Source organism: Mesorhizobium sp. M6A.T.Cr.TU.016.01.1.1 (assembly GCF_003952585.1).
Classification (GTDB): Bacteria; Pseudomonadota; Alphaproteobacteria; order Rhizobiales; family Rhizobiaceae; genus Mesorhizobium; species Mesorhizobium mediterraneum.
The window spans coordinates 1,678,866-1,704,028 of sequence record NZ_CP034452.1; the positions used below are offsets into that span (position 1 = coordinate 1,678,866).

Consider the following 25,163-nt stretch of genomic DNA (forward strand, 5'->3'; position numbering starts at 1 on the left):
TGGCTGGCCGGTTGCTTTCCGTCCAGCTGGTGAAGATAATTCCTGCGGAATCTCACTCACCAGGGAAGACCGATGGCCGACGGCGCCACAATGCATCTTGCCGTTTCACTGGTTCCGGAAGCCGCGCCTTCCCATCCGTCCGACGCCGGCCCGGATTTCAGCCTTCTGGCCCGGTTCGTGCAAAAGGCCGAAGCAGCCGGCTTGGACATGGTGGTTCTTGCCGATTCCGAGCTGGTTGCACGCGGCGACGCGCCGAACCGGCAAGTGCCCTTCGAAGCGACTACCCTGCTGGCGGCGCTGGCGACGGTGACCAGCAGGATCGGCCTCGTCGCCGCGGCCTCGACCGTCGCGCATCAACCCTACAATCTGGCGCGCCGTTTTGCCTCGCTCGACATCATCAGCCACGGCCGCGCCGGCTGGAACGCTAGCATGGTCCCCAATCCGCGCGAGGCAGCCAATTTCAGCCGGCCAGAGGGGTTTTCCGGCGACGACTTCCGCCGACGTGCGGAGGAATTCATCGGCATCGTGCAGGGCTTGTGGCAAGGTTGGGATACGGATGCCCTGCTGTTCGACAAAAGCGGCGGCCGCTTCTTCGATCCCGAAAAGATGCACCTGCTCGACCACAAGGGAGAGTTTTTCTCTGTGCGCGGACCGCTGAACGTTGCACGCTCGCCGCAGGATATGCCGGTGCTCGTCATGTCTGGCCTGTCGGAGGCTGACATGGACATCGCCGCCCGCTTCGCCGATGTCATCCTGCTTGACGAGCCAGCGGGCGCGAACGCTGATGATCTGAAGCGCCGCGCGCTTGCGGTCGGGCGCAGTCCGGACGCGATAAAGGCGCTGATGAACGTCGCGCCTGGTGCTGAAACGGCCGCTGGGCCGGAGATTATCGCGGACAGGCTCGAAGAGCCCTTCCGATCAAAAAGCTGCGACGGTTTCAACATAGTCATGCCGCCGGTTGAGGCTGTGTTCGACGAGTTCGTCGACCTCGTGCTGCCGGAGCTTCGTCGCCGCGGCCTTCTTCGATCGGATTATCCCGGCGCGACGCTTCGCTCCGATCTCGGACTTGCTGGGAGAGATGAACTATGACCGCCCATCGACGTCAGATGAAGCTTGGCGCCTTTCTGTGGGCAACAGGCCACCATATCGCGGCCTGGCGCCATCCGCAGGCGCATGTGACGGCGGGTGTAGATATCGACCATTACATCCAGCTGGCGCGGACGGCGGAGGCGGCGAAGTTTGACATGATCTTCTGCGAGGACGCTGCCGGCGTGCGCGAGGCCAATGTCAATATCGCTAGCCAGACCTCGCGCTCGATCGGCTTCGAGCCGATCAGCCTGCTTTCGGCTCTCGCAGTCCAGACCAGCCACATCGGTCTCGTCTCCACGGCATCGACGAGCTACAACGAGCCTTACGGGCTGGCGCGGACCTTCTTGTCGCTCGACCATCTGAGCGGCGGCCGAGCCGGCTGGAACCTGGTTACCTCCGCCAGCCACATCGAAGCCGCCAATTTCGGCTCGACCGGCCTGCGCCCGCACGCCGATCGCTATGAGCGCGCGCGTGAATTCGCCGAAGTCGTCACCGGACTTTGGCACGGCAAGCTCGATGGGGCTTCCGGATCCGGTCACGACGGCCAGAGCTTTTCGGTTCGCGACCCGCTCAACCTGCCGCGCTCCCCCCAGGGCGCGCCAGTGATGGTTCAGGCCGGCGCCTCGGACGTTGGCCGGGACCTTGCCGCCCGCACCGCCGACGTCGTGTTCACAGCGGCGCAGACATTCGAGGAGGCGAAATCCTTCTACGAGGATCTCAAGGGTCGCCTGGCGACCTATGGGCGCGAGCCTGATGATATCAAGATCATGCCGGGCGTCGCACCGATCGTGGCGGCAACCGAGGCTGAAGCGCAGGAAAAATACGAGGAATTGCAGGAGTTGATCCCCGACGATGTCGGCATCGCGCTGCTTTCCAGCTATCTCAGCATTTCCGATCTGTGGCGCTATCCCATCGATGGACCATTGCCGGAGCTGCCGGCCAGCGAAGGCATGCAGAGCCGGCAAGCTCTCGTCGTCGATCAGTCGCGCCGGGACAAGCTCTCCATTCGCCAGCTTGCGCGCCACTTCGCCGGCGCGCGCGGCCACTGGCGCGTCGTCGGCACGCCGGCTCAGATCGCCGACGAGCTCGAGGCACGCTTCGAGGGCGGCGCCGCTGACGGCTTCAACGTCATGCCGTCCTGGTTTCCCGGTGAACTCGATGCCTTTGCCGCGCTCGTCGTGCCGGAATTGCAGCGGCGCGGCCTGTTCCGCACGGAGTACGAAGGCCGCACCTTGCGCGACCATCTGGGCCTGAAGCGGCCGATCTGAGCAGCACGCTATGGAAGCGCGCCTGCACGAAAAATGCAGCTCGGCAGTATGTTAGCCGTCAGCCGGCCATCGCCTTGCCACGAGAGGCGGGGTGCGGAGCCGCTGGTGCGACGGCGTGAGCGGCCAGCGCCGTCATGATCTCGGCCGCCGCCAAGGCCGCAATCACTTGCGGTCGCTTGTCCTTGACCGTTTCGCCGCCGATCGGCGAGACGAGGCGAGCAAATTCCGCCTCGCTGCCGTCCGCCGACTTCAGGAACCAGCTCCTGAATGTCGCCTTTTTGGTCTTCGAGCCGATCATGCCGACATAGGCGGCATCCCGGCGCTTCAGCGCCTCAGTGGCGATCAGGAAATCCAGCGCGTGGTCGTGGGTAAGAATGACGAAGGCGCTCCCGGCCGGAGCCTCGCGCACCATCGCCTCCGGCATAGGCGTCAGGCTCGTTTCGATCGTGTCCGGCATGCCATCCAGCGCCTCGGCCCGCGTCTCGACAACGGCGACACGCACCGGCAGCAAGGCCACCGCCGATGCCAGCGCCTGGCCGACATGACCGCCGCCGAAGATGTAGACATGCGCCAACTGCGCCTCCTCGGCTTCCGCCGCCGCAACCAGCTCTTGCGCCAGCGCAGCATCGACCAGCCGGATCAGCACCTCGACCCTGCCGCCGCAGCATTGGCCGATTTCCGGTCCGAGCGGGATGTCGAGGGTGGCTCGGATATCCCTCCCCCTTGAGGGGAGGGTGGCGGCGAAGCCGCCGGGTGGGGTCGCCGCGGCAGTGCTCGACATTTTTTTAGGTCGCGCGCTCCCTCTACCGACCCCCTCTGGCCGCTCCGCGGCCATCTCCCCCTCAAGGGGGGAGAAAAGCATCTGCCGCGCCTTGTCGATCGCCATATATTCGAGTTGGCCGCCGCCGATCGTGCCAAAAATCGCCGCGATCGAGACGAGCATGAAGGCGCCCTTCTCGCGTGGCGTCGAGCCTTTTGTTCCGGCCACCTCGACCAGGGCCACCCGGCCGGCGCGCGCAAGAAAGGCTTTCAAGCTTTGCACTTTCGCGTTCATCATTCGCATTCCCTATCGGGAAATATAGAGTTTTCGGCCTGAATTGCACGCTTTCTGGGATTCCGAGGCAGGGTTCACGTGCCGGCCTTGGCCTCACCCTTCAGCCGTTCGATCGCCATCAGCACCCGCTCCGGTGTCGCCGGTGGGTCGAGGCGCGGACAGATCCGGTGGTCGGCAACGCTCGCCACCGCATCCGACAGCGCATGCAGCACCGATATGCCGAGCGGGAGCGGCGGCTCGCCGACCGCCTTGGAGCGGTGGACCGTCGGCTCGCTCGCTTCCGGCCAATCGGCCAAAGTCACGTTGAATATCTTCGGCCGGTCCGAGGCCAAGGGGATTTTGTAGGTCGACGGTGCGTGGGTGCGCAGCCGGCCTTTATCGTCCCACCACAGTTCCTCCGTCGTCAGCCAGCCCATGCCCTGGATGAAGCCGCCCTCGACCTGGCCGAGGTCGATGGCGCGGTTCAGCGAGCGGCCGGTCTCGTGCAGTATGTCGGTGCGCTCAACCATGTATTCGCCGGTCAGCGTGTCGACCGAGACTTCCGAGCACGAGGCGCCATAGGCGAAATAGTAGAAGGGACGGCCCTCGCCCTTGTCACGATCCCAGTGGATTTTCGGCGTCTTGTAGAAGCCCGCCGCAGAAAGCTGGATGCGGGCCATGTAGGCCTGCCTGACGAGGTCGGCGAAGGCGATCTCCTGATTGCCGATGCGCACCCGGTTGGGCAGGAACAGCACCTGGTCGCGCGGCACCTGATATTTTTCGGCGGCGAAATTGGTCAGCCGCTCCTTGATCTGCCGGGCTGCGTTCTGCGCCGCCATGCCGTTGAGATCGGAGCCGGACGATGCGGCGGTCGCCGAGGTGTTCGGGACCTTGCCGGTCGTCGTTGCGGTGATCTTGACCTGGTCGAGGTCGATCTGGAATTCTTCCGCGACCACCTGCGCCACCTTGACGTAGAGGCCCTGCCCCATTTCGGTGCCGCCGTGGTTCAGATGCACCGACCCATCGGTGTAGACATGCACCAGCGCGCCGGCCTGGTTGTAGTGCGTTGCGGTGAACGAGATGCCGAACTTGACCGGCGTCAGCGCCAATCCACGCTTGATGAAGCGACTGTTGGCGTTGAAGGCACGAACCGTGCGGCGGCGCCTCGCATAGTCGCAACTCGACTCCAGCTCGGCGACGATGCGGTGGATGATGTTGTCCTCGACCGTCTGGTGGTACGGCGTGACGTTGCGGTCGCTGGTGCCATAAAAGTTCTTCTTGCGAATCTCCAGCGGGTCCTTGCCGACGGCAAAGGCGACCTCTTCGATGACACGCTCGGCGCCGACCATGCCTTGCGGCCCGCCGAAGCCTCGGAAGGCGGTGTTCGACACGGTGTTGGTGTAGAGCGGCGCCGATTGCGCGTGCACCGCCGGCCAGAAATAAGTGTTGTCGCAATGGAACAGCGCGCGGTCGGTCACCGGGCCGGACAGGTCCGCCGAAAAGCCACAGCGCGCCGCGAACATGAAATCGACACCGAGGATATTGCCCTCGTCGTCAAAGCCAACCTCGTAGTCGACCAGAAAGTCGTGGCGCTTGCCGGTGGCGATCATGTCGTCGTCGCGGTCGGGCCGGATTTTGACGGCACGATGGTGTTTCTTCGCGGCGATAGCGGCCAATACGGCAAACTGGTTGCCTTGCGTTTCCTTGCCGCCGAAGCCGCCGCCCATGCGGCGGATCTCGACCGTGACGGCATGGCTCGGCACGCCGAGCGCATGGCTGACCATGTGCTGGATTTCGCTGGGATGCTGGGTCGAGGAATAAATCGTGACGTCCTGGTCCTCGCCGGGAATGGCCATGGCGATCTGGCCTTCGAGATAAAAATGATCCTGCCCGCCGATGCGCATTTTTCCCTTCAGCCGGCGCGGCGCCGCTTTTATCGAGGCGGCGGCATCGCCACGCTTCAAGGTCAGCGGCGGCGTGACCAGCTTGTCCTTGCGGGGATCAAGTGCACCGATGTCGGTGACGAAGGACAATTCCTTGTATTCGACCTTGGCCAGCCTTGTGGCGCGGCGCGCCTGCTCGCGCGTTTCGGCGATGACGCAGAAGATCGGCTGGCCGAAGAACTGCACCTTGCCGTCGGCCAGCACCGGCTCGTCGTGACGGCCGGTCGGCGAAATGTCGTTTTCACCCGGCACGTCGCTCGCCGTCAGCACATCGACGACGCCGGGGGCTGCGCGCACCGCCGACAGGTCCATGCTGGTGATGGTGGCGTGCGTGGCCGTCGAAAGCCCAAGGCAGCCATGCAGCGTGCCGGCTGATTCCGGCATGTCGTCGATATAGACGGCCGTGCCGCGGACATGCTTGTGCGCGGAATCATGGCGCTGGTCGGTGGCAACGCCACCGGAGATTTTTTGCGCCTTGAGGTTTGGGGCATGTTTGGTCATCACGCCGTCTCGTATCTTGAAACCTGGATCGGCGCCTTGGTGCCGCTGGTCTCGGCAAAGAAGCGCAACAGCAGGTTCCGTGCCGCCAACGCCCGGTATTCGGCGCTCGCTCGCATGTCGGTCAGCGGGGTGAAATCCCTGGCGTATTCGGCCATCGCCGCCTCGACTGTCGCCTCGGTCCAAGGCTTGCCGAGCAACGCCTTTTCCACGCCGAAAGCCCGTTTGGGCGTTGCCGCCATGCCGCCATAAGCGATACGCACCTCCGCCACCGTGCCATCCCTGGCCAGCGTCAGCAGGAACGCGCCAAGTGCTGCGGTGATGTCCTCGTCACGGCGCTTGGTGATCTTGTAGACGGCGAATTTGGTGTCTCTGCCTGGCACCGGGACATGCACGGCCTCGACGAATTCGCCCAGCTGCCGGTCCTGCTTGCCATAGGCGATAAAAAAATCTTCGAGCGGGATGGTCCGCCGCTTGTTGCCGCGGCGCAGCGTCAGCCGCGCACCAAGTGCGATCAGCGGCGGCGGCGTGTCGCCGATCGGCGAGCCGTTGGCGATGTTGCCGCCGATCGTGCCCATATTGCGCACCTGGTCGCCGCCGATGCGATCGAACAGCGGGCCGAGCGCCGGGACGCGTTTCGCCAGCGTCGAGAAAGCCTCGGTATAGGTGACGCCGGCGCCGATCGAGATGACGCCCTTGTCCTCGGAGATCCCGCACAGACCGTCGAGATTGCCGATGAAAATCGCCGGCGCAATATCGCGCATATGCTTGGTTACCCAAAGGCCGACATCGGTCGAACCGGCAACGATGGTGGCGCCCGGCTCCTTGTCGAGCACGGCAGCGAGATCGTCGGCATTGGCCGGCACGACCAGCCGCTGCTTACCGGCGCCGATCTCGATGCGCGCACCGTCTTTTATGGCCGCAAGCTTCTCGGCGATCGCCTTGCGCTCTGCTGCCAGCGGGTCCTTTGCCGCCTTGCCGTAGCTGGAGATGGCACGTGCGGCGCGAACGATCGCCTCGTAGCCGGTGCAACGGCAGAGATTGCCCTGCAGTGCCTTTTCGATGGCCGCATCCGACGGCTCCGGCGACCGCATCCACAGGGCGTAAAGCGACATGACGAAGCCCGGCGTGCAGAAGCCGCATTGCGAGCCGTGGAAATCGACCATCGCCTGCTGCACGGGATGCAGCCTATCGCCGTCACCGCGCAGATGCTCGACGGTCACGATATGAGTGCCATCGAGCGAGCCGAGGAAGCGGATGCAGGCATTGACGCTTTCATAGACCAGCCGGCCGGCTGAGAGCCTTCCGACCAGCACGGTGCAGGCACCGCAATCGCCTTCGGCGCAGCCTTCCTTGGTGCCGCGCAGCGAGCGCTCGAGCCGTAGCCAGTCGAGCAAGGTCTCGTCGGGCGCAACCTTGGTCAGCGCAACGTGCTCGCCATTGAGGATGAAGCGTATCTCATTGCGTGTCTTGAGCCCGGCCATGTATCAGCTCCCGCGATAGGTCGAATAGCCGTAAGGCGATATGAGCAGTGGCACATGATAGTGCACCGGCTCGGCCATGCCGAAGCGGATCGGCACGCTGTCGAGGAAGGCCGGATCCGGCAGCCTCAATCCCTGCCGGCGCAGATAGTCGCCGGCCGCGAAGACCAGCTCGTATTCGCCGGTGCGGAATTCCGCGTTGGCAAGCAGCGGCGCGTCACAGCGGCCGTCGGCATTGGTGACCGCCGTCTTCAGATGCGTCCGCATGTCGCCGTTGATGCTGTAAAGCTCGATCGACAGGCCTGCCGCCGGCCTGCCGGTCGCGGTGTCGAGGACATGGGTCGTCAGACGTCCGCCTTCGGCTTTCGACGTTTCCGCCACTGGCTGCTCCCATTCCCGGTACAGTCGAACATGCCCGGTACCGTCGAACATGTTTGACGAATTGTGCGCCAATTAAAGGCGATGCATAAGTTCCGGTCGAGCGGAGTGCTGCAAAAACACTTTCAAAAATTTCGGGGGAATGCGCAAGCGGCCCTTTCGACTATCCTGATCACACCATCCGGCAGGAGCGACAATGCGTTACGAACGAGACATGCGTGGCTACGGCGCCAATCCGCCGGATCCGAAATGGCCTGGCGGGGCGCATGTGGCGGTGCAGTTCGTCGTCAATTACGAGGAAGGTGGCGAGAACTGCGTCCTGCATGGCGACAAGGCTTCGGAAGCTTTCCTCTCCGAGATCGTCGGCGCCGCGCCCTGGCTTGGCCAGCGCCATTGGAATATGGAATCGATCTACGAATATGGCGCGCGCGCCGGCTTCTGGCGATTGCTGCGCCTGTTCACCGAGGCTGAGGTGCCGGTCACCTGCTACGGCGTCGCCACAGCGCTGGCGCGTTCGCCCGACCAGGTCGCGGCGATGCAGGAGGCCGGCTGGGAGATCGCCTCGCACGGGCTGAAATGGATCGACTATCGCGACCATGCGCCGGAAGACGAGCGCCGCGACATGGAAGCGGCGATCCAGCTACACTACGAGGTGACCGGGGCACGGCCGACCGGCTGGTACACCGGCCGCACGTCGATCAACACTGTGCGGCTGGCGGCGGAAGAAGGCGGCTTCGACTATGTGTCGGACACCTATGACGACGAACTGCCTTACTGGTTCGAGCATGATGGGCCGGACGGGTCGACAAAGCCGCAACTCATCATCCCCTACACGCTCGACGCCAACGACATGCGCTTCGCGACGCCGCAAGGCTTCAACTCGGGCGACCAGTTCTTCGCCTATCTCAGGGAGAGTTTCGACACGCTCTATGCCGAGGGGAAGCTAGGGCGGCCGCGCATGATGAATATCGGCCTGCACTGCCGTCTCGTCGGCCGGCCGGGCCGGGTCGCGGCGCTCAAGCGCTTTGTCGACTACGTCAAATCGCACGACAAGGTATGGCTGGCGCGGCGCATCGACATCGCCAGGCACTGGCAGGAGACCCATCCGTTCCGGCGGCCGGCGCTGCGCCCGTCGAAAATGGAGTTCGAGGCCTTCGTCCAGGCATTCGGTGGGATGTTCGAGCATTCGCCGTGGATCGCCGAACGCGCCTACGAGTTGGAGCTCGGCCCGGCGCATGACAGCGCCGGCGGCCTCCATAATGCACTGTGTCGTGTCTTTCGCGGCGCCAGCGAGGCCGAGCGGCTCTCCGTGCTCAACGCCCACCCCGACCTTGCCGGCAAATTGGCGCAGGCCAAGCGGCTGACGGCGGAATCGGCCAGAGAGCAGGCTTCAGCCGGGCTCGACGCACTGACCGATAAGGAGCGCGAGCTGTTCTCAAAACTCAATGCCGCCTACGTCACGTCCTTTGGCTTTCCCTTCATCATCGCGGTGAAAGGCAAGACCAAGGTGGAAATCCTGGCGGAGTTCGAGGCGCGCAGCGGCAACACCCGCGGCGTCGAATTCGACACCGCTTGCAAACAGGTCGAGCGCATCGCGCTGCTTCGCCTCAAGGACTTACTTCCGTAATGGGCTTTGGCTCCCGCAATAGGCTTGAACTCATGGATACGATCAAGATGGCCGACCGAACCTATTACGCGCCGCATGGCGGCCACCCCGGCCAGAGCGAGCTGCTGACCGGCCGGGCCGTCTTCACCGAGGCCTATGCAGTCATTCCCCGAGGCGTGATGCAGGACATCGTCACCAGCGCCTTGCCGTTCTGGGACAAAACCCGAGTCTGGGTGCTGTCGCGCCCATTGTCCGGCTTCGCCGAGACGTTCTCGCAATATATCGTCGAGGTCGCGCCCGGCGGCGGCAGCGACCGGCCGGAACCGGATGCCGGCGCCGAGGGCGTCTTGTTCGTGGTCGAGGGCGAGCTGAGCGTCTTGCTGGCTGGCGAGAAACATGTCCTGCAGCCGGGTGGCTTTGCTTTCCTGCCGCCGGCCAGCGGATGGACCGTTCGCAACGAGAGTGGTGCTGCTGTCCGCTTCCACTGGATCCGCAAGGCCTACGACGCCGTTGAAGACATCGATCCGCCGCAGGCCTTTTTTGCCAACGAAAGGGACATCGCGCCCACGCCCATGCCCGGCACCGAAGGCAGATGGGCGACGACGCGCTTCGTCGATCCTGAAGACATGCGCCACGACATGCATGTCACCGTCGTCACGCTCGAGCCCGGCGCGGTTATCCCCTTCGCCGAAACCCATGTCATGGAGCACGGCCTCTATGTGCTGGAAGGCAAGGCGGTCTATCGCCTCAACCAGGACTGGGTCGAGGTCGAGGCCGGCGACTATATGTGGCTGCGCGCCTTCTGCCCGCAGGCCTGCTATGCCGGCGGGCCCGGCAAATTCCGCTATCTTCTCTACAAGGACGTCAATCGGCACGCCAAGCTTGGCGGTGCCGGCATCGCGAAGCGCGTGCCATGAGCCGCATTGTCGCCCGGCCGCTGACCCGCGAGAGCTTCGCCGAATTCGGCGACGTCATCGATATGGGCGGCGACAATCACTACCCGATCAATGGCGGCAAGGCCGAGCGTTATCACGACCTCGCCACGGCGCAAGCGCTGGGGCCGAATGCGCGCGTGCTGATCTCCATGGTGCGGGGCGCGCCCTACGATTTTCCGCTGAAGCTCACCATGGTCGAGCGTCACCCGTTCGGCAGCCAGGCCTTCATCCCGCTGTCGCCACGGCCGTTCCTGGTCATCGTCTGCCATGATGGCGACGAAGGTCCAGGCGAGCCGCACGCCTTCATCACCGCGCCCGGGCAAGGCGTCAACTATCCGCGCAATCTGTGGCACGGCGTGCTGACGCCGATCGGCGAGGCCCAGGATTTTCTCGTCGTCGATCGCGGCGGCGACGGCTCCAACCTCGAAGAGTGCCATTTCTCGCACGCCTACGAGATCCACCTTCCCGATGGGACCGCATGATGGCCGACGTCTCGCTGATCGACCGCCTGCTCGACGTCATCGAGCATGACATCGTGCCGAAGACGGCCGAAGGCGTCGCCCACGGCAATAAGCTGTTCGGCGCGGCGATCATGAGAAAGGGCGACCGCTCGCTGGTGCTCGCTGAAACCAACAACGAGACGGAGAATCCGCTCTGGCATGGCGAAGTGCACTGCCTGAAGCGATTCTATGAAATGCCGAAGGCCGAGCGCGTCGACACCAAGGACGCCATCTTCCTCGCCACGCACGAACCCTGCTCGCTCTGCCTGTCGGCGATCACCTGGACCGGCTTCGATAATTTCTACTATTTGTTCAGCCACGAGGATTCGCGCGACAGCTTCGCCATTCCGCACGATTTGAAAATCCTGAAGGAGGTCTTCACCCTCGACCCCGGCGGCTACAATGCCGAGAACGCCTATTGGAAGAGCTTTTCGATCCGCAAATTGGTGCGGTCACTGCCCGAGGCCGAGCGCCTGCGGCTGGAAACGCGGATCGGCACCATTTCGGCGCGCTATGACGAACTGTCCAGCGCTTACCAGGCGAGCAAGACCGAGAACGACATTCCGTTGAGTTGACGCGGATTGACCAGCCGAATTCGTTGGCTGGCCCACGACGCGGCAGGCTTGGGCTCCATCATGCAGTCACCTAGGAGCCCAGCATGAAAACCGTCACTGAATTTCCCCGCAAGGTCGTCGAATTTCCGGATATGGGGATCGTCATGCCGGATGGCTGCCGGCTGTCGGCGCGAGTGTGGATGCCCGACGACGCCAGCGACGATCCGGTGCCGGCGATCCTTGAGCATCTGCCTTACCGCAAGCGCGACAGCACGATCTTTCGCGATCAGCTGACGCATCCCTATTTCGCCGGCCACGGCTACGCCTCGATCCGCGTCGACATGCGCGGCAATGGCGATTCCGAAGGGCTTATGGATGACGAATATTCCGAGCAGGAATTGCAGGACGCCTGTGATGTGATCGCCTGGGCGGCGGCCCAGCCCTGGTGCAACGGCAAAGTCGGCATGATGGGCATCTCCTGGGGCGGCTTCAACTGCCTGCAGACAGCAGCCAAGCAGCCGCCGGCGCTGAAGGCGGTGATCAGTCTCTGCTCGACCGTCGACCGCTATGCCGACGACATCCACTACAAGGGCGGCTGCCTGCTGATCGAGAACTTCGGCTGGGCCTCGACCATGCTGTCCTATTCGTCGCGACCGCCGGACCCGCTGCTGGCCGGCGACAACAGATGGCGCGACCTGTGGCTGACCCGGCTGGAGAACCAGCCCTTCCTGGCGCCGCTGTGGCTGAGGCACCAGCACCGCGACGCCTATTGGAAGCGCGGCTCGATCTGCGAGGACTATTCCGCCATTAAAGCCGCCGTGCTGTCGATCGGCGGCTGGCATGACGGCTATCGCAACACCATTTCCCATCTCGCCGCCAATATCGAGGCGCCGGTCAAGGGCATCGTCGGCCCCTGGATCCACAAGTACCCGCACTACGCAGCACCGAAACCAGCGATCGGCTTCCTGCAGGAGGCCTTGCGCTGGTGGGACCGCTGGCTAAAGGGCATCGACACCGGCGTCGAGGCCGACCCGGCCTACCGCGCCTATGTGATGGACAGCGTGCGCCCCGCGCGCTGGCATCCGGAGCGGCCGGGCCGCTGGGTCGCTGAATCGGTGTGGCCGTCGCCCGAAATCGAGACACGTGAGATCGAGCTGATCCATGAAGGCGCCAAGCCGGTAATCGTCGCTTCGCCGCAAAGCTGCGGCCTTGCCGGCGGCGAATACTTTCCCTTCACCTTCGGCCCGGAATTGCCCGGCGACCAGCGCCCCGACGATGCATTATCGGTGTGTTTCGACCAGCCGGTGCTAACACAGGCGATCGACATTGTCGGCGCGCCGGAAGCACTGGTCAGGGTTTCGTCCGACCGGCCTCAAGCGAACATCGCGATCCGGCTGTGCGACGTGCATCCCGACGGCGCGTCGGAGCTGATCTCCTATGGCGTGCTCAACCTGACGCATCGCAACTCGCACGAATTCCCCGAGGCGCTGGTGCCGGGCGAAACCGTCAGCGCCCGTGTGGTGCTCGACCAGTGCGCCTATCGCGTGCCATCAGGCCACCGCCTGAGTATTGCCGTTTCGAACGCCTATTGGCCGATGATCTGGCCATCGCCGGAGCCGGTCCGGCTCGACCTGTCGGCGGCGACACTGAAGCTGCCGTTGCGCCCGCTGGCGCACCGCGATGAAGTCACGTTCCCCTCGCCCGAGGCCGCCGCGCTCTGGGCGACCGAAACGGTCCGCGTCGCCAATTCCGAACGTCATGTCGACCGCGACGAGAAGACCGGAATCGTCACGCTTTCCATCGTCGACGATTTCGGCGAGGTGCGCGACCTGGAGCATGGCCTTGCCAATGGCAGCATCGCGAGTGAGACATGGGCGATCCATCCGGACAATCCACTGTCGGCGTCGGGCAAGACGCACTGGACGCAGACGCTGTCGCGAAATGGATGGTCGGTGCGCACCGAAACATCAGCCGAAATGCGGTCCGACGCGCAAAGCTTCATGGTAAGCGCCAGAATCGAAGCCTATGAAGGCGAGAAACTGGTTTTCGAGCGCTCTTTCGAAGAGAAAATCCCGCGCGCGCTGCTTTGAGCGCTTATGCGGATTGGTCCAATTGCGACGTACGATTTACGCCACGGCATGTCGCATTCGGTCTTGCTTACGGCGTTCCCTTGCGGTCATTATTCTCCTCACAAGAAATGATAAAAAACGACCACAAGGTCGAACCAACAGAGTGAGGAACTCAACATGTCGAACGAACTGGAATTTCTCAGCCGGCGCGTCGCGTCCGGCAAACTGAGCCGTCGTGATTTTCTCGGCCGGGCGGCAGCGCTCGGCGTCACCGCGACCTTCGCCAACTCGCTGCTTTCAAGTGCGGCGCGCGCCGCGGGTCCGGTCAAGGGCGGCACGCTGAAGGCCGGCCTGGTCGGCGGCGAGTCCACCAACAGCCTCGATCCGGCCCTGTTCATGACCCAGGTGCCGTTCGCCTTCGGCAAGATGTGGGGCGAACTGATCGTCGAGCTTTCCCCGGAAGGCAATCTCGAGAACCGCATCGCCGAGGAGATCGGCTCGTCGGACGACGCCAAGGTCTGGACGCTGAAGATCCGCGACGGCGTCGAATTCCACAATGGCAAGACGGTGACCGCCGAGGACGTGGCCGCCACGCTCGAACGCCATTCGGACGAGAAGTCGAAGTCGGGCGCGCTCGGCTACATGAAAGGCATCGAGAGCATCAAGGCCAGCGGCAAGGAAGTCGTGCTGACGCTGAAGGAAGCCAATGCCGACCTGCCCTATCTGCTTAGCGATTACCATTTGATCATCCAGCCCAATGGCGGCAAGGACAAGGCCGACGCCGGCATCTCGGCCGGACCCTACAAGATCACCACCAACGAACCCGGCGTGCGCCATGGCGGCGAGCGGTTCGCCAATTACTGGCAGGCCGACAAGATGGGCCATGCCGACCAGATCGAGATCATCGTCATCAACGACGCCACGGCGCGCACTTCTGCCTTGCAGGGCGGCCAGGTCAACATGATCAACCGTGTCGAGCCGAAGATCGTCGACCTGATCAAGCGGCTGCCCGGCGTTACCATCCGCAACCATGCGGGTCCTGGCCACTACGTCTTCATCATGCATTGCAACACGGCGCCGTTCGACAACAACGATTTGCGCATGGCGCTGAAGCTGGCGATCGACCGCGAGGAGATGCTCGACAAGATCCTCAGAGGCTATGGCTCGCTCGGCAACGACTTTCCGATCAACTCGGCCTATCCGCTGTTTTCCGAGGACATCGAGCAGCGCAAATACGATCCCGACAAGGCAAAGTTCCACTACAAGAAGTCGGGCCATGACGGCGCCGTCCTGCTCAGGACATCGGACGTCGCCTTCCCAGGCGCAGTCGACGCCTCGCAACTGTTCCAGCAGAGCGCGGCCAAGGCCGGCATCACGCTGGAGATCAAGCGCGAGCCGGGCGACGGCTACTGGTCGGAAGTATGGAACAAGCAGCCCTTCTGCGCCTCCTACTGGGGCGGACGCTCGACGCAAGACCAGATGTATTCGACTGCTTACCTGTCGACGGCCGACTGGAACGACACGCGTTTCAAGCGTCCCGATTTCGACAAGATGGTGCTGGCGGCGCGTGCCGAGCTCGACGAAGCCAAGCGCAAGGCGATGTATCGCGACATGGCGATGCTCGTCCGCGACGAAGGTGGCCTGATCCTGCCGATGTTCAACCAGTTCATCGACGCGACGGGCGCCAAGGTCGCCGGCTGGGTCGACGATCCGCATCAGGAGCTGATGAACGGGTACGCTCTGGCAAAGTGCTGGCTCGAAGCCTGAGCCCGGCCTTGCGGATATGTCCTCACCCATCGTGAAACTGGTGGCCCAGCGCATTGCGCTGGGCATTCTCCTGCTGTTGGCCGTATCGGTCCTGATCTTCGCCGGCACCCAGATCCTGCCCGGCGACGTCGCGCAAGCCATCCTCGGACAGTCGGCGACACCGGAGTCGCTCGCCAATCTGCGCGAGCAGCTCGGCCTCAACGATCCGGCCTTTATCCGCTATTTCCGCTGGCTCGGCGGCGTCGTGACCGGCGATCTCGGCACTGCCATGTCAAGCGGGCAGGATATTGCGACGTCGATCAAGGGGCGGTTGTGGAACACGCTGTTCCTCGCCTTCTGGGCGGCGGTCGTGGCCGTGCCGCTGGCGATCATCCTCGGCCTGATCGCAGTGCGTTACCGCAATGGCTGGGTCGACAAGCTGATCTCCGGACTGGCGCTTGCTTCGACGTCGTTTCCCGAATTCTTCATCGGTTACGTGCTCGTCTATTTCTTTGCCGTGAAATACCAGATCTTCCCCGGCATCTCGACGGTCTATGACGGAATGCCGTTCGGCGAGCGCATGCAGGCGATCATGCTGCCGGCGGCGGCACTGACGCTGGTGGTGCTCGCCCACATGATGCGCATGACGCGCGCCGCGATCCTCAACGTCATGCAGTCGGCGTATGTGGAAACCGCCGAGCTCAAGGGGCTTTCGGCATTCGCCGTCATTCGCAGGCATGCCTTCCCCAATGCGATTGCGCCGATCATCAACGTCGTCATGCTCAACCTCGCCTACCTGATCGTCGGCGTCGTCGTCGTCGAAGTGATCTTCGTCTATCCGGGCATGGGCCAATATCTCGTCGACCACGTCACCAAGCGTGACGTGCCGGTGGTGCAGGCGGTCGGCCTGATCTTCGCCGCCGTTTATATCAGCCTGAACATCGTTGCGGACATAGCGGCGATCGTCGCCAATCCGCGTCTCAGACACCCGAAATAGGGGAGAGGGCATGCTCGACATAAAACGCATCCCCATCCCTGCGCTGATCGGCCTGGTGCTGACGGCATTGTTCGTGCTGGCGGCGATCTTCGCGCCGTGGATCGCGCCGTACGGCAATGGCGAGATCGTCGGCGACGTCTGGGCACCGATGTCGGCGACACATTGGCTGGGCACCGACAATCTCGGCCGCGACCTCCTTTCGCGCATGATCTACGGCGCCCGCGTCACGCTGTTCATCGCGGTGCTGGCCACCGCCCTGTCCTTCTCGCTCGGCGCCATCCTCGGCTTCTCGGCGGCGGTTTTCGGCGGCTGGTTCGACACGCTTATGTCGCGCCTTGTCGATCTCCTGATGTCAATTCCGACGCTGATCATGGGCCTCGTCGTGCTGTCCGTGCTGCCAACCAATCTGGTGACGCTGATCCTGGTCATGGGCATCCTCGACTCGACCCGCGTTTACCGCCTGTCGCGGGCAGTCGCCGTCGACATCAACGTCATGGATTTCGTCGAGGCGGCCAAGCTGCGCGGCGAAGGCAGCATGTGGATCATTTTCCGCGAAATCCTGCCCAACGCGTTGTCGCCGCTGGTTTCGGAACTTGGCCTGCGCTTCATCTATGCCGTGCTGTTCCTGTCGACGCTGTCCTTCCTCGGGCTCGGCGTGCAGCCGCCTAGCGCCGACTGGGGCGGCATGGTCAAGGAAAACAAGGATGGCATCGTCTTCGGCATCGCGGCGGCGCTCATCCCTGCGGCGGCGATCGCCATGCTGGCGATTTCAGTCAATCTGGTCGCCGACTGGGTGCTCAACCGCACGACAAGCCTGAAGGGAGGGCGCGGGTGATGGCTGACCAGCGAGCAAAGTCCGTGCTGCTCGATATCCGCAATCTGCGCATCGAGGCCACGGTGTTCCCGCCAGGCGAGCCGCCCAAGAACATCGTGCTTGTCCACGACGTCTCACTGACGCTCGAGAAGGGCAAGGTGCTCGGCCTGATCGGCGAGTCCGGCGCCGGCAAGTCGACCATCGGCCTGTCCTCGATGGGCTATGGCCGCGGCGGCGTCCGCATCACCGGCGGCGAGGTCATCCTGAACGGCCGCGACATCCTGAAGGGCGGCAAGGAGGGCTTTCGCAAGCTGCGCGGCCGCGAGGTCTGCTATGTCGCGCAATCGGCCGCGGCGGCCTTCAACCCGGCGCACAGGCTGATGGACCAGGTGGTCGAGGCGACGCTGCTGCACGGCACGGCGACACGGGCCGCGGCCGAGAAGCGCGCCGTCGCACTGTTCAAGAAGCTCAGCCTGCCGAACCCCGAAAGCATAGGCGAGCGGTTTCCGCACCAGGTGTCGGGCGGCCAGCTGCAGCGCGTGATGACGGCGATGGCGCTCTGTTCCGAGCCCGACCTGATCGTCTTCGACGAGCCGACCACGGCGCTCGACGTGACGACGCAGATCGACGTGCTGGCGGCGATCAAGGACGCCATCCGCGACACCCATGTCGCGGCGCTCTACATCACCCACGACCTTGCCGTCGTCGCCCAGGTCTCGGACGAGATCATGGTGCTGCGCCACGGCCGGCTGGTCGAATGGGGCGGCACCCGTCAGATCATCAAGGAACCGCGCCAGGAATACACCAATGCGCTGGTCTCGGTGCATGAGATCGAGCACCAGGAACAGAAGCCCGGCACGACGCCGTTCCTGTCTGTCAAGAACATCACCGCCGCCTATGGCCGCAGTCACATCAAGGTGCTGAAGAACGTCTCGGTCGACATCTATCCAGGCCAGACGCTGGCGGTGGTCGGCGAGTCCGGCTCGGGCAAGTCGACGCTGGCGCGCGCCGTCACCGGCCTGTTGCCGCCCGAACAAGGCACCGTCACCTTCGACGGACGTCCACTCGCCAACCGGCTTGCCGACCGGCCGAAGGAGGATCTGCGCCAATTGCAGATGATCTACCAGATGGCCGACGTGGCGATGAATCCGCGCCAGACCGTCGGAACCATCATCGGCCGGCCGCTCGAATTCTATTTCGGTCTGCGTGGAAGGCAACGTGACGCCCGCGTCGCCGAGCTGCTCGACAAGATCGAGATGGGCAAGGGCTTCGTCGACCGCTACCCGGCCGAGCTTTCCGGTGGCCAAAAGCAGCGCGTCTGCATTGCCCGCTCGCTTGCCGCCAAGCCGAAGCTGATCATCTGCGACGAGGTCACCTCGGCGCTCGACCCACTGGTGGCCCACGGCATCCTGAAGCTGCTGCTCGAGCTGCAGAAAGAGGAAAACGTCGCCTATCTGTTCATCACCCACGACCTCGCCACGGTGAAGTCGATCGCCGATTCGATCGCGGTGATGTATCGCGGCGAGGTGGTGCGCTACGGCGCGAAGAGCCAGGTGCTGGCGCCGCCCTTCGACGACTATACAGACCTTCTCTTGTCCTCGGTGCCCGAAATGGAGATCGGCTGGCTGGAGAAGGCGATCAAGGGACGGCGCATGGCAAGCGCCGGGAATTAGACACCCGGTGGCGTTGAATACAAAACTTCTGCTCATCATCCTCGACGGCGTGCCTTACCGCAATTGGCGCCGGCTGATGGGCAATCTCGAAGGCTGGGTGCAATCGGGCGAAGCGCGTGTCTGGAAGATGCGCTCCGTTCTGCCGTCGACCTCAGCCTGCTGCTATGCGTCGATCCATACCGGCGTGGCACCGCAAGTGCATGGCATCCTGACCAACGAGAGCCGGTTCCGCGTCAAGCAACCGGATATATTTTCGGAGGTCAGCAAGGCCGGCGGCAAGACCGGCGCGGTCACTCATTCCTACTGGTCCGAATTCTTCCGGGCCTATCCGTTCGATCTGGTCGAGGACATGGAGTTCGACGAGCCCGGCGGGCCGATCACGCATGGCCGGTTCCACACCATGACCGGCTACAACGCCCGCAACCAGATGACGCCGAGCGACGTCGACCTGTTCGCGACGCTGACCATGCTGACCAGGCGCCACCGCATCGACTACGGCATCCTGCACACCTGCACGCTGGACTCGATGGGCCACCGCTTCGGCCATGACTGCCATGAGATGGATCACGCCGTCTATGCGATGGACGGCATGCTCGCAGCCTTCCTGCCGCGCTGGCGGGAAGCCGGCTACGAGGTCATCGTCACAGCCGATCACGGCCAGACCGATCGCGGCCATCATGGCGGCCATGACGACGAGATGCAGGATTTTGCTCTGTATTATTTCGGACAGGGCGAGGGGCCGGAGGCCGGCACGCTGTTAGACCAGTTGCAGCTTGCGCCGACCGTGCTTGCCCGCCTCGGCGTGCCGGTGCCTGCGACGATGAAGGCCAGGCCGTTCCTCGACTGAACGAATGCTGGCCCTCTCTCCTGCAGGCGCCGACATATGGCGCCGAACGCAGCCAGATACGATAGAGCAGCGACGCATATGTCGTATCAAAGTTCGAGACAAACCTTGCCAAAGTGCTTTTGGGATTCGTAGTACTTGAAGGCATTGGCGATCTCCTGCAGCGGAAAACCGCGGTCGATAGCTGGCTTCAAACGGTTGGCCTCGATGGCACGAATCATGTCTTCCTGGTCTGCCCTGCTGCCAATAGAAATTCCGCTGATCCTAATCTGATTGGAAAACAGGGCCGGGATCGAAACTTGTCCGGCAAAGCCAGTCAGGACGCCGATCAGGGCGATGTGGCCGCCCATCCTGCAAGCTGTTATCGACTGCGCCAACGTGCCCGGCCCGCCAACCTCGATCACGTGATCGACGCCGCGTCCGTCCGTCAAAATCCTTACCTTCTGGCCCCAATCCGGCACTGCCTTGTAATTGACGACAATGTCGGCTCCAAACCGCTTCAGCTTTTCCAGCTTCTCCTCCGATGAAGAGGTGGCAATAACGCGAGCGCCCGCAATTTTTGCGAATTGCAGCGCGAACAGCGATACACTTCCCGTGCCAAGGACCAGCACCGTATCACCGGGCTTCACCTGGCCGCACACCATCAGGGCTTTCCAGGCGGTAACGCCGGCACAGGTAAGCGTTGCCGCCTCCATATGCGTGAAGTCTGCCGGTGCCCTTGTGAAGGCATGCCACGGCATGCACACATACTCGCGGGCATAGCCGTCAACATCATCTCCCAATTCGCCCCTCTTATTGGCTGGCGTCGGTTCGCCGGCCAGCCAATGGGGCCAATAAGTGCTGACGACGGCATCTCCGGCCTTGAATTCTTGGACATCGTCTGAGACCGCAACCACTTCTCCAGCGCCATCGGACAGCGGGATTCGGCCATCGGCGCACGGTTTCTTTCCCAGCGCCACCATGCTGTCGTGGAAATTCAACGAACACGCTCGTATCCTGACAAGCAACTCACCCGGCCCCGGTTTCGGACAATCTTCCTCGACCAGCTTGAGATTTTCCAAGCCTCCCGGCGCTTTCAGCCTAATCAGTCTCATGGAAAGGTCCTTCCGATCGCGCAAGGGTTTCATGCGCCTCACCAGTCGCATGGACGATTGACCGCGTCGAACACCGCCATCGGCGACTGATCCACGAGTCGCGGCCGAAAAGCTGTTGTTGGTCATGACTTTCACTTCTTCAGAGGGTTGCGGTTTGCGATCGGGACCTTAGTCGCCCGGCAGCGGACCGGTGAGTTACAAACCTGTCGGGAATCCCCTGCGCGGCGGCGGCGTCCAATGACGCTCCGCCCGAGGCTGAACGACTGCACCTTGCCGACTGGGATGAGCCGCCTTGTGGCCGCCATCATGGCGAGCCTGACGGCTGCCTTTTGCTTGGTGCCCCTGACTGAGACTGACCCCTAAAAACGGGGGGCAACGGTATACTCTGGCAACCTTTCCGCTCTTCGGTTAGCCTCCGCAAAAATCCGGGCGGAAAGCGGTGAACCTTTTTGGGCCGATCGGCGACAGAGCAGACAGGAGCCAGGCGGCTCGACCGGCCATGACGGCAGCGACGGAAACCGACCGCGCGCTTGTCGGCCGGGTCGCGAAGGGCGACCGTGCCGCCGTGCGGCTCCTGTTCATGCGCCACCACGCGCGGGTCTACCGCTTCGTGGTGCGCCAGACGGGATCGGAAATGATGGCCGACGATATCGCCAACGAGGTGTTTCTCGAACTGTGGCGCCAGGCGCCCGGCTTCGAGGGGCGCTCGGAAGTCTCGACATGGCTGCTCGGCATCGCCCGCTTCAAGGCGCTGTCGTCGCTGCGCAAGAAGAAGGAAGACTGGATCGACGACGATGACGCGGCCCAGGTCCCAGACAGCGCCGACACGCCGGAAGTCGTCACCATGAAGGAAGACAAGGGCGCCGCTTTGCGGCGCTTCGTCGATGCCTTGCCGGAAGAGCACCGCACGGTGATTGACCTTGCCTATTACCACGGACAGTCGGTGACCGAGATCGGGGAGGTGCTCGGCATCCCGGTTGCTACCGTCAAGACCCGGATGTTCTACGCCCGCAAGAAACTCGGCGAGGCGCTCAAGGCCGCCGGTTACGACAGGGGGTGGCCATGAGCGCCGCTGAAAAGATGTCCCGCCGCGATGAAATGGAAACGCTGCTGCCGTTCTATCTGAACGGCTCGCTGGAAGGCTCGGAACTCGAAGCCGTCGAGGAATGGCTGGCTTCCGATCCGGCAGCACTTGCTGCACTCGGCGAGGCCGAAGCCGAATTCTCCAGCACTGCTGCATCCAATGAGGCGATCCGCCCGCCGGCCGATGCGCTCGGCCGCTTCGCCCGGGCGCTCGACGCCGAAGCCGGCCCCGTGCGCGCGCCGGCGACATCGTCCTGGCTGGCGCAGGTGTGGGGCCGCTTCATGGCGGTGCCGGCCGGCATCGCCTGGGCTGCGGCGGCAGCACTGCTTGCCCTCGTCATGGTGCAATCGGTTGTTCAGCCAGGTGGCAAGGACGGCGATTTCGAAATTGCCGGCCAACAAGGCGATCTGGCGAAAATGCCGTTCGCGCTGGTGAAGTTCAAGCCGGATGCGAAGATGGCCGACATTGTCGCTTTTCTTGGCGAACACCAGCTGAAGATTGCCGGCGGGCCGACCGCCGACGGTGTCTTCCGCCTTGGCATCCCCGCCACGACGGCCGCCGACTATGAAAAAGTGCTCGGCCTTATTGCCGCCCAGCCGTTCGCCGAGGCTGTGGTCGAGGGAAGGAAACCGGTTGATGGCGGCTAGGGCGGTCATTGGGTTTGTGGCGCTCGTTGTGGCGGCGATGACGCTCGTTGCCGCGCCCGCTTTGGCGCAGACCAATGATCCAAACCTCACCCAGACGGAAATCGACTGCCTCAACCGGGCGACGGCGGCGGCCGACTGTATCGAGGACGATATAAGGGATGGCAGCGGCGAAAAGCCCGGCGCTGGTTCCGCCGCGACAAATGCGGTCGTTCTTCCTGCGCTGATCGTTGACCTGTTTCCCAACCCGGTCGGCGGCGGCCAAGCTCCGCTGCCGACGCCCGATCCACGCCGCAATCCGGCCGGTCGGGCACTGCCGCCGCAGGCCGCCGGTGCGCCTGCGATACAGGCCGCCGCGACGGGCGGTCCGATCGTTTCGCCCAGCGATCTCGTCGCGGCCGAGCCGCCGCGCGCCGTCATCGGTGATTTCGTGCCCGACGAGGTGCTGGTGACGGTAGACGGCGACGCCGTCCAGCAGATCGCCGCCTCATTTGGCCTCGAGGTGCGCTCGCAGCGCCAGTCTCTGCTGCTCGGCACCACGCTGGTGCGCTTCGGCATTCCCGATGGCCGACCGGTCGGCGTCGTGCTGGCGCAGCTTGCCGCCGACGGCCGCACCGTGCGGCGCGAGCCCAACCATATCTACTCGCTGCAACAGGCAGCCACGATCGTCAATTATGCCTTCGAGCGCATCGCGCTGGATTCGAAAGCGGCCAGCGGCGAGAATGTGCGCGTCGCCGTCATCGACACCGCCATCGACGATGCCAATCCAGCACTCTCCGGCGTCATCGTCGATCAGTTCGACGCCATGCCCGATGTGCCGATCAAGGCGCGCGATCATGGCACCTCGATCGACGGCCTGATCGCCGGCGTCGGCGCACTCAAAGGCATGGCGCCGGGCGCGAAAATCTACCATGCCCGCGCTTTCGAGGGCGGCAAGTCGACCATGGACATCATCCTGTCGGCGCTCGACTGGGCGGCAAGCCAAGATGTTCGCATCATCAATATGAGCTTCGTCGGACCGAAGAACGACCTGCTCGGCATCGCCTGCCGCAATGCCAGGGCGCTCGGCATCGTGCTGGTCGCCGCCGCGGGGAATAACGGGCCGAAAGCACCCTATGGCTACCCGGCCGCCTTCGACGGCGTCATTGCGGTGACCGCCACCGATGCGAAGGACGGGCTGATGCAGGAGGCCAATCGCGGCGCCTATGTCTTCCTCTCCGCTCCCGGCGTCGAGATGGTGGCGCCGAGCGGCACCGGTTCGGATGTGGTCACCGGCACCTCGTTTGCCGCAGCGATCGTGACCGGCGCGGTCGCCAATCTGTTACATGCCGCGCCCGACCGTTCCGCCGACTGGGTCGAGAAGGCATTGGCCGCCACCGCCAAGGATCTCGGCCCCAAGGGACGAGACAATGATTTCGGCTACGGCCTGTTGGACACCAAGGCGGCCGAAGCGGCCAAGGAATAGGTCCGCGACAATCGGCGGCTCGACCCATTTCAATTCGAACGATCGGGCCAACAGCGCCGCCCCACTATTCCAGAATGACGACGGCTTCCACCTCGAAGAGCATGGGGTCAATTGCAAGCTTGGGAACGGGAATCAGAGTCTGCGCCGGCAACGCCTCGCCGAACATTTCCTTGACGTTCCTGGTCAACACCGCAAGCTTGGACATATCGTGATCGACCACGAAGACCGTGAGCTTGGCGACCTGATCGGGCCTGGCACCGAGCGCATCGAGGGCGGTGCGCAAATTTGCGTAGGCCTGCTCGACCTGGACAGCGAAGTCGGGCGACAAGGCTCCTGTGCTGTCTTGGCCGCCCTGTCCGGAGATGTAGGCCACCTGTGCATTGCGGGGCGTGATCACCGCCGCGCTATAGCCATTCGGCGACGGGTCGTAGAGGTTTTGTGGATTGACGATGGTCAGCTTGAGATCATTCTGATTCGCTGTCGTGGCAGTGGGAATTCCCATGGTCATGATGAATAGCCCTCCGATAAGCAGATGCTTGATTACGCGTGACATGATTTTCTCTTGGCTCTGCGGACTGCGAGCGACAGGCCCTCGCGGCCGACATGATTGAACTGTAGCCATATCGCCCATACGACTGACTCGTACGAGGTACGATCAATCATATGGTACGCCGTACGAGTCAATCGTTCAAGATCGACATTCGTCGCGTTGCCGGTCAAAATCGACGTTCAGAACAGCGAGGAAGACAGATGGCAGCCAAACGCAGCGGCGCCCGGAGCAAACGGTCTCAACAGATAAGTGAGCGGCTCCAGCCCGTTCAGGAGCCGCGCAGTGAACCGCCGCTCTCTCGGGAACGCATCGTGGTGACCGCGGTGGAACTGCTGGACGCCCAGGGAGTCGACGGATTGACGATGCGCCGGCTGGCCGATCGCCTCGGCTCGGGCGTGATGAGCCTATATTGGCACGTCGACAACAAAGAGGATGTCTTTGATCTGGCACTCGACTCGGTGCTCGAATATCGCGGACCGCCGCAAATAGTCGAGTCTCAAGACTGGCGCGGAGAAGCCGTTCACATGCTCGAAGACTGGCGCGCCAGCATGCTGCGCCATCCTTGGTCGGCATCGCTGTTGCCGCGCCGGGCGCTCGGCCCAAACATCCTCAGCCGCCTAGAATTGCTGAGCAAGACCTTGTCCAAAGCCGGTGTAGCGGACGCCGATGTGAACGTCGCGATATGGTCGCTCTGGAACTATGTGATGGGCGCCACCATTACCCGGGCGAACTTCGACCTCTCGGACGCGGACAGGGCAGCCGCGCAGCAGCGCCTTACACGTCTCACCGAACGCTACCCGACAATCGAACGCTCTCGTCTGCTGTTGGATAATGATTGGGATGGTGCTTTCCGGAAAGGCCTCGGCTTCCTGCTGGATGGCCTCTCTCCGAGATAATG

Annotated in this window: 22 protein-coding genes; 16 read left to right on the forward strand and 6 right to left on the reverse strand. The window is 63.5% G+C overall.

Translation table 11 applies throughout. From position 1 onward, the window contains the following. The first annotated feature begins 72 nt into the window (after window positions 1–72). Window positions 73–1,089 (forward strand): LLM class flavin-dependent oxidoreductase, encoded by a 1,017-nt coding sequence (locus EJ075_RS07765; RefSeq protein WP_095484395.1) that lies wholly within the window; start codon window positions 73–75, stop codon window positions 1,087–1,089. Further along, entirely contained in the window at window positions 1,086–2,357 is a 1,272-nt protein-coding gene (locus EJ075_RS07770) for an LLM class flavin-dependent oxidoreductase (RefSeq protein ID WP_095484396.1), read from the forward strand. Before EJ075_RS07765 ends, EJ075_RS07770 begins: the two co-directional genes overlap by 4 nt. A 58-nt stretch (window positions 2,358–2,415) precedes the next feature. Here the strand turns inward: EJ075_RS07770 and xdhC are convergent, their stop codons facing one another. The 4 genes from xdhC to uraH all read right to left on the reverse strand — a co-directional run bounded on the left by xdhC (window position 2,416) and on the right by uraH (window position 7,693). Next, window positions 2,416–3,411 (reverse strand): xanthine dehydrogenase accessory protein XdhC, encoded by a 996-nt coding sequence (xdhC, locus tag EJ075_RS07775; protein ID WP_095485052.1) that lies wholly within the window; start codon window positions 3,409–3,411, stop codon window positions 2,416–2,418. A 74-nt stretch (window positions 3,412–3,485) separates the two neighbouring features. Then, window positions 3,486–5,834, reverse strand: a complete 2,349-nt coding sequence (gene xdhB / locus EJ075_RS07780; RefSeq protein ID WP_095484397.1) for a xanthine dehydrogenase molybdopterin binding subunit — start codon at window positions 5,832–5,834, stop codon at window positions 3,486–3,488. Continuing rightward, a complete protein-coding gene (gene xdhA, locus EJ075_RS07785) occupies window positions 5,834–7,315 on the reverse strand; it encodes a xanthine dehydrogenase small subunit (RefSeq protein ID WP_126103939.1) in 1,482 nt (493 codons plus the stop codon). Before xdhA ends, xdhB begins: the two co-directional genes overlap by 1 nt. Window positions 7,316–7,318: 3 nt before the next feature. After that, entirely contained in the window at window positions 7,319–7,693 is a 375-nt protein-coding gene (gene uraH / locus EJ075_RS07790; protein ID WP_095485053.1) for a hydroxyisourate hydrolase, read from the reverse strand. A 193-nt stretch (window positions 7,694–7,886) separates the two neighbouring features. Between uraH and puuE the strand changes: the two genes are divergently transcribed. From puuE to EJ075_RS07840, 10 genes are all read left to right on the forward strand, one after another. Beyond that, on the forward strand, window positions 7,887–9,317 hold the full coding sequence (gene puuE, locus EJ075_RS07795) for an allantoinase PuuE (RefSeq protein ID WP_126103940.1): 1,431 nt from the start codon (window positions 7,887–7,889) through the stop codon (window positions 9,315–9,317). Window positions 9,318–9,349: 32 nt separating this feature from the next. Then, on the forward strand, window positions 9,350–10,213 hold the full coding sequence (locus EJ075_RS07800) for a bifunctional allantoicase/(S)-ureidoglycine aminohydrolase (RefSeq protein WP_126103941.1): 864 nt from the start codon (window positions 9,350–9,352) through the stop codon (window positions 10,211–10,213). Then, on the forward strand, window positions 10,210–10,713 hold the full coding sequence (locus EJ075_RS07805) for an ureidoglycolate lyase (RefSeq protein WP_126103942.1): 504 nt from the start codon (window positions 10,210–10,212) through the stop codon (window positions 10,711–10,713). The genes EJ075_RS07800 and EJ075_RS07805 overlap by 4 nt, the downstream gene beginning before the upstream one ends. After that, a complete protein-coding gene (locus EJ075_RS07810) occupies window positions 10,713–11,306 on the forward strand; it encodes a nucleoside deaminase (protein ID WP_126107271.1) in 594 nt (197 codons plus the stop codon). Before EJ075_RS07805 ends, EJ075_RS07810 begins: the two co-directional genes overlap by 1 nt. A gap of 83 nt (window positions 11,307–11,389) precedes the next feature. After that, window positions 11,390–13,375 carry a CocE/NonD family hydrolase gene (locus EJ075_RS07815; protein WP_126103943.1) on the forward strand — a complete coding sequence of 662 codons (1,986 nt, stop codon included), beginning with the start codon at window positions 11,390–11,392 and terminating at the stop codon, window positions 13,373–13,375. 156 nt (window positions 13,376–13,531) lie between these two features. Then, window positions 13,532–15,121 (forward strand): ABC transporter substrate-binding protein, encoded by a 1,590-nt coding sequence (locus EJ075_RS07820; RefSeq protein ID WP_095484403.1) that lies wholly within the window; start codon window positions 13,532–13,534, stop codon window positions 15,119–15,121. Window positions 15,122–15,137: 16 nt separating this feature from the next. After that, window positions 15,138–16,097 carry an ABC transporter permease gene (locus tag EJ075_RS07825; RefSeq protein ID WP_095484404.1) on the forward strand — a complete coding sequence of 320 codons (960 nt, stop codon included), beginning with the start codon at window positions 15,138–15,140 and terminating at the stop codon, window positions 16,095–16,097. Window positions 16,098–16,107: 10 nt separating this feature from the next. Beyond that, on the forward strand, window positions 16,108–16,932 hold the full coding sequence (locus tag EJ075_RS07830) for an ABC transporter permease (protein WP_095484405.1): 825 nt from the start codon (window positions 16,108–16,110) through the stop codon (window positions 16,930–16,932). Next, entirely contained in the window at window positions 16,932–18,584 is a 1,653-nt protein-coding gene (locus EJ075_RS07835) for an ABC transporter ATP-binding protein (RefSeq protein ID WP_095484406.1), read from the forward strand. Before EJ075_RS07830 ends, EJ075_RS07835 begins: the two co-directional genes overlap by 1 nt. Window positions 18,585–18,591: 7 nt before the next feature. Continuing rightward, complete coding sequence (locus EJ075_RS07840) at window positions 18,592–19,431, forward strand: alkaline phosphatase family protein (protein ID WP_126103944.1); 840 nt, start codon at window positions 18,592–18,594, stop codon at window positions 19,429–19,431. Window positions 19,432–19,517: 86 nt separating this feature from the next. On the opposite strand, the gene EJ075_RS07845 is transcribed toward EJ075_RS07840, so the two are convergent. Continuing rightward, window positions 19,518–20,648 (reverse strand): NAD(P)-dependent alcohol dehydrogenase, encoded by a 1,131-nt coding sequence (locus EJ075_RS07845; RefSeq protein WP_348627365.1) that lies wholly within the window; start codon window positions 20,646–20,648, stop codon window positions 19,518–19,520. Between the two features lie 373 nt (window positions 20,649–21,021). Between EJ075_RS07845 and EJ075_RS07850 the strand changes: the two genes are divergently transcribed. The 3 genes from EJ075_RS07850 to EJ075_RS07860 are packed head-to-tail and all read left to right on the forward strand — an operon-like array spanning window position 21,022 to window position 23,715. Next, window positions 21,022–21,588, forward strand: coding sequence for a sigma-70 family RNA polymerase sigma factor (locus EJ075_RS07850; RefSeq protein ID WP_126103945.1), 567 nt, complete (start codon window positions 21,022–21,024; stop codon window positions 21,586–21,588). Then, complete coding sequence (locus EJ075_RS07855) at window positions 21,585–22,253, forward strand: anti-sigma factor (RefSeq protein WP_126103946.1); 669 nt, start codon at window positions 21,585–21,587, stop codon at window positions 22,251–22,253. The genes EJ075_RS07850 and EJ075_RS07855 overlap by 4 nt, the downstream gene beginning before the upstream one ends. After that, a complete protein-coding gene (locus EJ075_RS07860; protein ID WP_126103947.1) occupies window positions 22,243–23,715 on the forward strand; it encodes a S8 family serine peptidase in 1,473 nt (490 codons plus the stop codon). The genes EJ075_RS07855 and EJ075_RS07860 overlap by 11 nt, the downstream gene beginning before the upstream one ends. 64 nt (window positions 23,716–23,779) lie before the next feature. On the opposite strand, the gene EJ075_RS07865 is transcribed toward EJ075_RS07860, so the two are convergent. Beyond that, window positions 23,780–24,268, reverse strand: coding sequence for a RidA family protein (locus tag EJ075_RS07865; RefSeq protein WP_126103948.1), 489 nt, complete (start codon window positions 24,266–24,268; stop codon window positions 23,780–23,782). A gap of 197 nt (window positions 24,269–24,465) precedes the next feature. Here EJ075_RS07865 and EJ075_RS07870 point away from each other — a divergent pair, with 197 nt between their 5' ends. After that, window positions 24,466–25,161: a TetR/AcrR family transcriptional regulator C-terminal domain-containing protein gene (locus EJ075_RS07870; protein ID WP_126103949.1), complete on the forward strand. Its 696-nt coding sequence runs from the start codon at window positions 24,466–24,468 to the stop codon at window positions 25,159–25,161. Window positions 25,162–25,163 lie beyond the last annotated feature (2 nt).

Excerpts from the sequence above, each read along its gene's own strand:
- EJ075_RS07765 (WP_095484395.1), top strand. The coding sequence starts at position 73 with ATGGCCGACGGCGCCACAATGCATCTTGCCGTTTCACTGGTTCCGGAA.
- EJ075_RS07770 (WP_095484396.1), top strand. The coding sequence starts at position 1,086 with ATGACCGCCCATCGACGTCAGATGAAGCTTGGCGCCTTTCTGTGGGCA.
- xdhC (WP_095485052.1), bottom strand. The coding sequence starts at position 3,411 with ATGAACGCGAAAGTGCAAAGCTTGAAAGCCTTTCTTGCGCGCGCCGGC.
- xdhB (WP_095484397.1), bottom strand. The coding sequence starts at position 5,834 with ATGACCAAACATGCCCCAAACCTCAAGGCGCAAAAAATCTCCGGTGGC.
- xdhA (WP_126103939.1), bottom strand. The coding sequence starts at position 7,315 with ATGGCCGGGCTCAAGACACGCAATGAGATACGCTTCATCCTCAATGGC.
- puuE (WP_126103940.1), top strand. The coding sequence starts at position 7,887 with ATGCGTTACGAACGAGACATGCGTGGCTACGGCGCCAATCCGCCGGAT.
- EJ075_RS07800 (WP_126103941.1), top strand. The coding sequence starts at position 9,350 with ATGGATACGATCAAGATGGCCGACCGAACCTATTACGCGCCGCATGGC.
- EJ075_RS07805 (WP_126103942.1), top strand. The coding sequence starts at position 10,210 with ATGAGCCGCATTGTCGCCCGGCCGCTGACCCGCGAGAGCTTCGCCGAA.
- EJ075_RS07810 (WP_126107271.1), top strand. The coding sequence starts at position 10,713 with ATGGCCGACGTCTCGCTGATCGACCGCCTGCTCGACGTCATCGAGCAT.
- EJ075_RS07815 (WP_126103943.1), top strand. The coding sequence starts at position 11,390 with ATGAAAACCGTCACTGAATTTCCCCGCAAGGTCGTCGAATTTCCGGAT.
- EJ075_RS07820 (WP_095484403.1), top strand. The coding sequence starts at position 13,532 with ATGTCGAACGAACTGGAATTTCTCAGCCGGCGCGTCGCGTCCGGCAAA.
- EJ075_RS07825 (WP_095484404.1), top strand. The coding sequence starts at position 15,138 with ATGTCCTCACCCATCGTGAAACTGGTGGCCCAGCGCATTGCGCTGGGC.
- EJ075_RS07830 (WP_095484405.1), top strand. The coding sequence starts at position 16,108 with ATGCTCGACATAAAACGCATCCCCATCCCTGCGCTGATCGGCCTGGTG.
- EJ075_RS07835 (WP_095484406.1), top strand. The coding sequence starts at position 16,932 with ATGGCTGACCAGCGAGCAAAGTCCGTGCTGCTCGATATCCGCAATCTG.
- EJ075_RS07845 (WP_348627365.1), bottom strand. The coding sequence starts at position 20,648 with ATGACCAACAACAGCTTTTCGGCCGCGACTCGTGGATCAGTCGCCGAT.
- EJ075_RS07850 (WP_126103945.1), top strand. The coding sequence starts at position 21,022 with ATGACGGCAGCGACGGAAACCGACCGCGCGCTTGTCGGCCGGGTCGCG.
- EJ075_RS07855 (WP_126103946.1), top strand. The coding sequence starts at position 21,585 with ATGAGCGCCGCTGAAAAGATGTCCCGCCGCGATGAAATGGAAACGCTG.
- EJ075_RS07860 (WP_126103947.1), top strand. The coding sequence starts at position 22,243 with ATGGCGGCTAGGGCGGTCATTGGGTTTGTGGCGCTCGTTGTGGCGGCG.
- EJ075_RS07865 (WP_126103948.1), bottom strand. The coding sequence starts at position 24,268 with ATGTCACGCGTAATCAAGCATCTGCTTATCGGAGGGCTATTCATCATG.
- EJ075_RS07870 (WP_126103949.1), top strand. The coding sequence starts at position 24,466 with ATGGCAGCCAAACGCAGCGGCGCCCGGAGCAAACGGTCTCAACAGATA.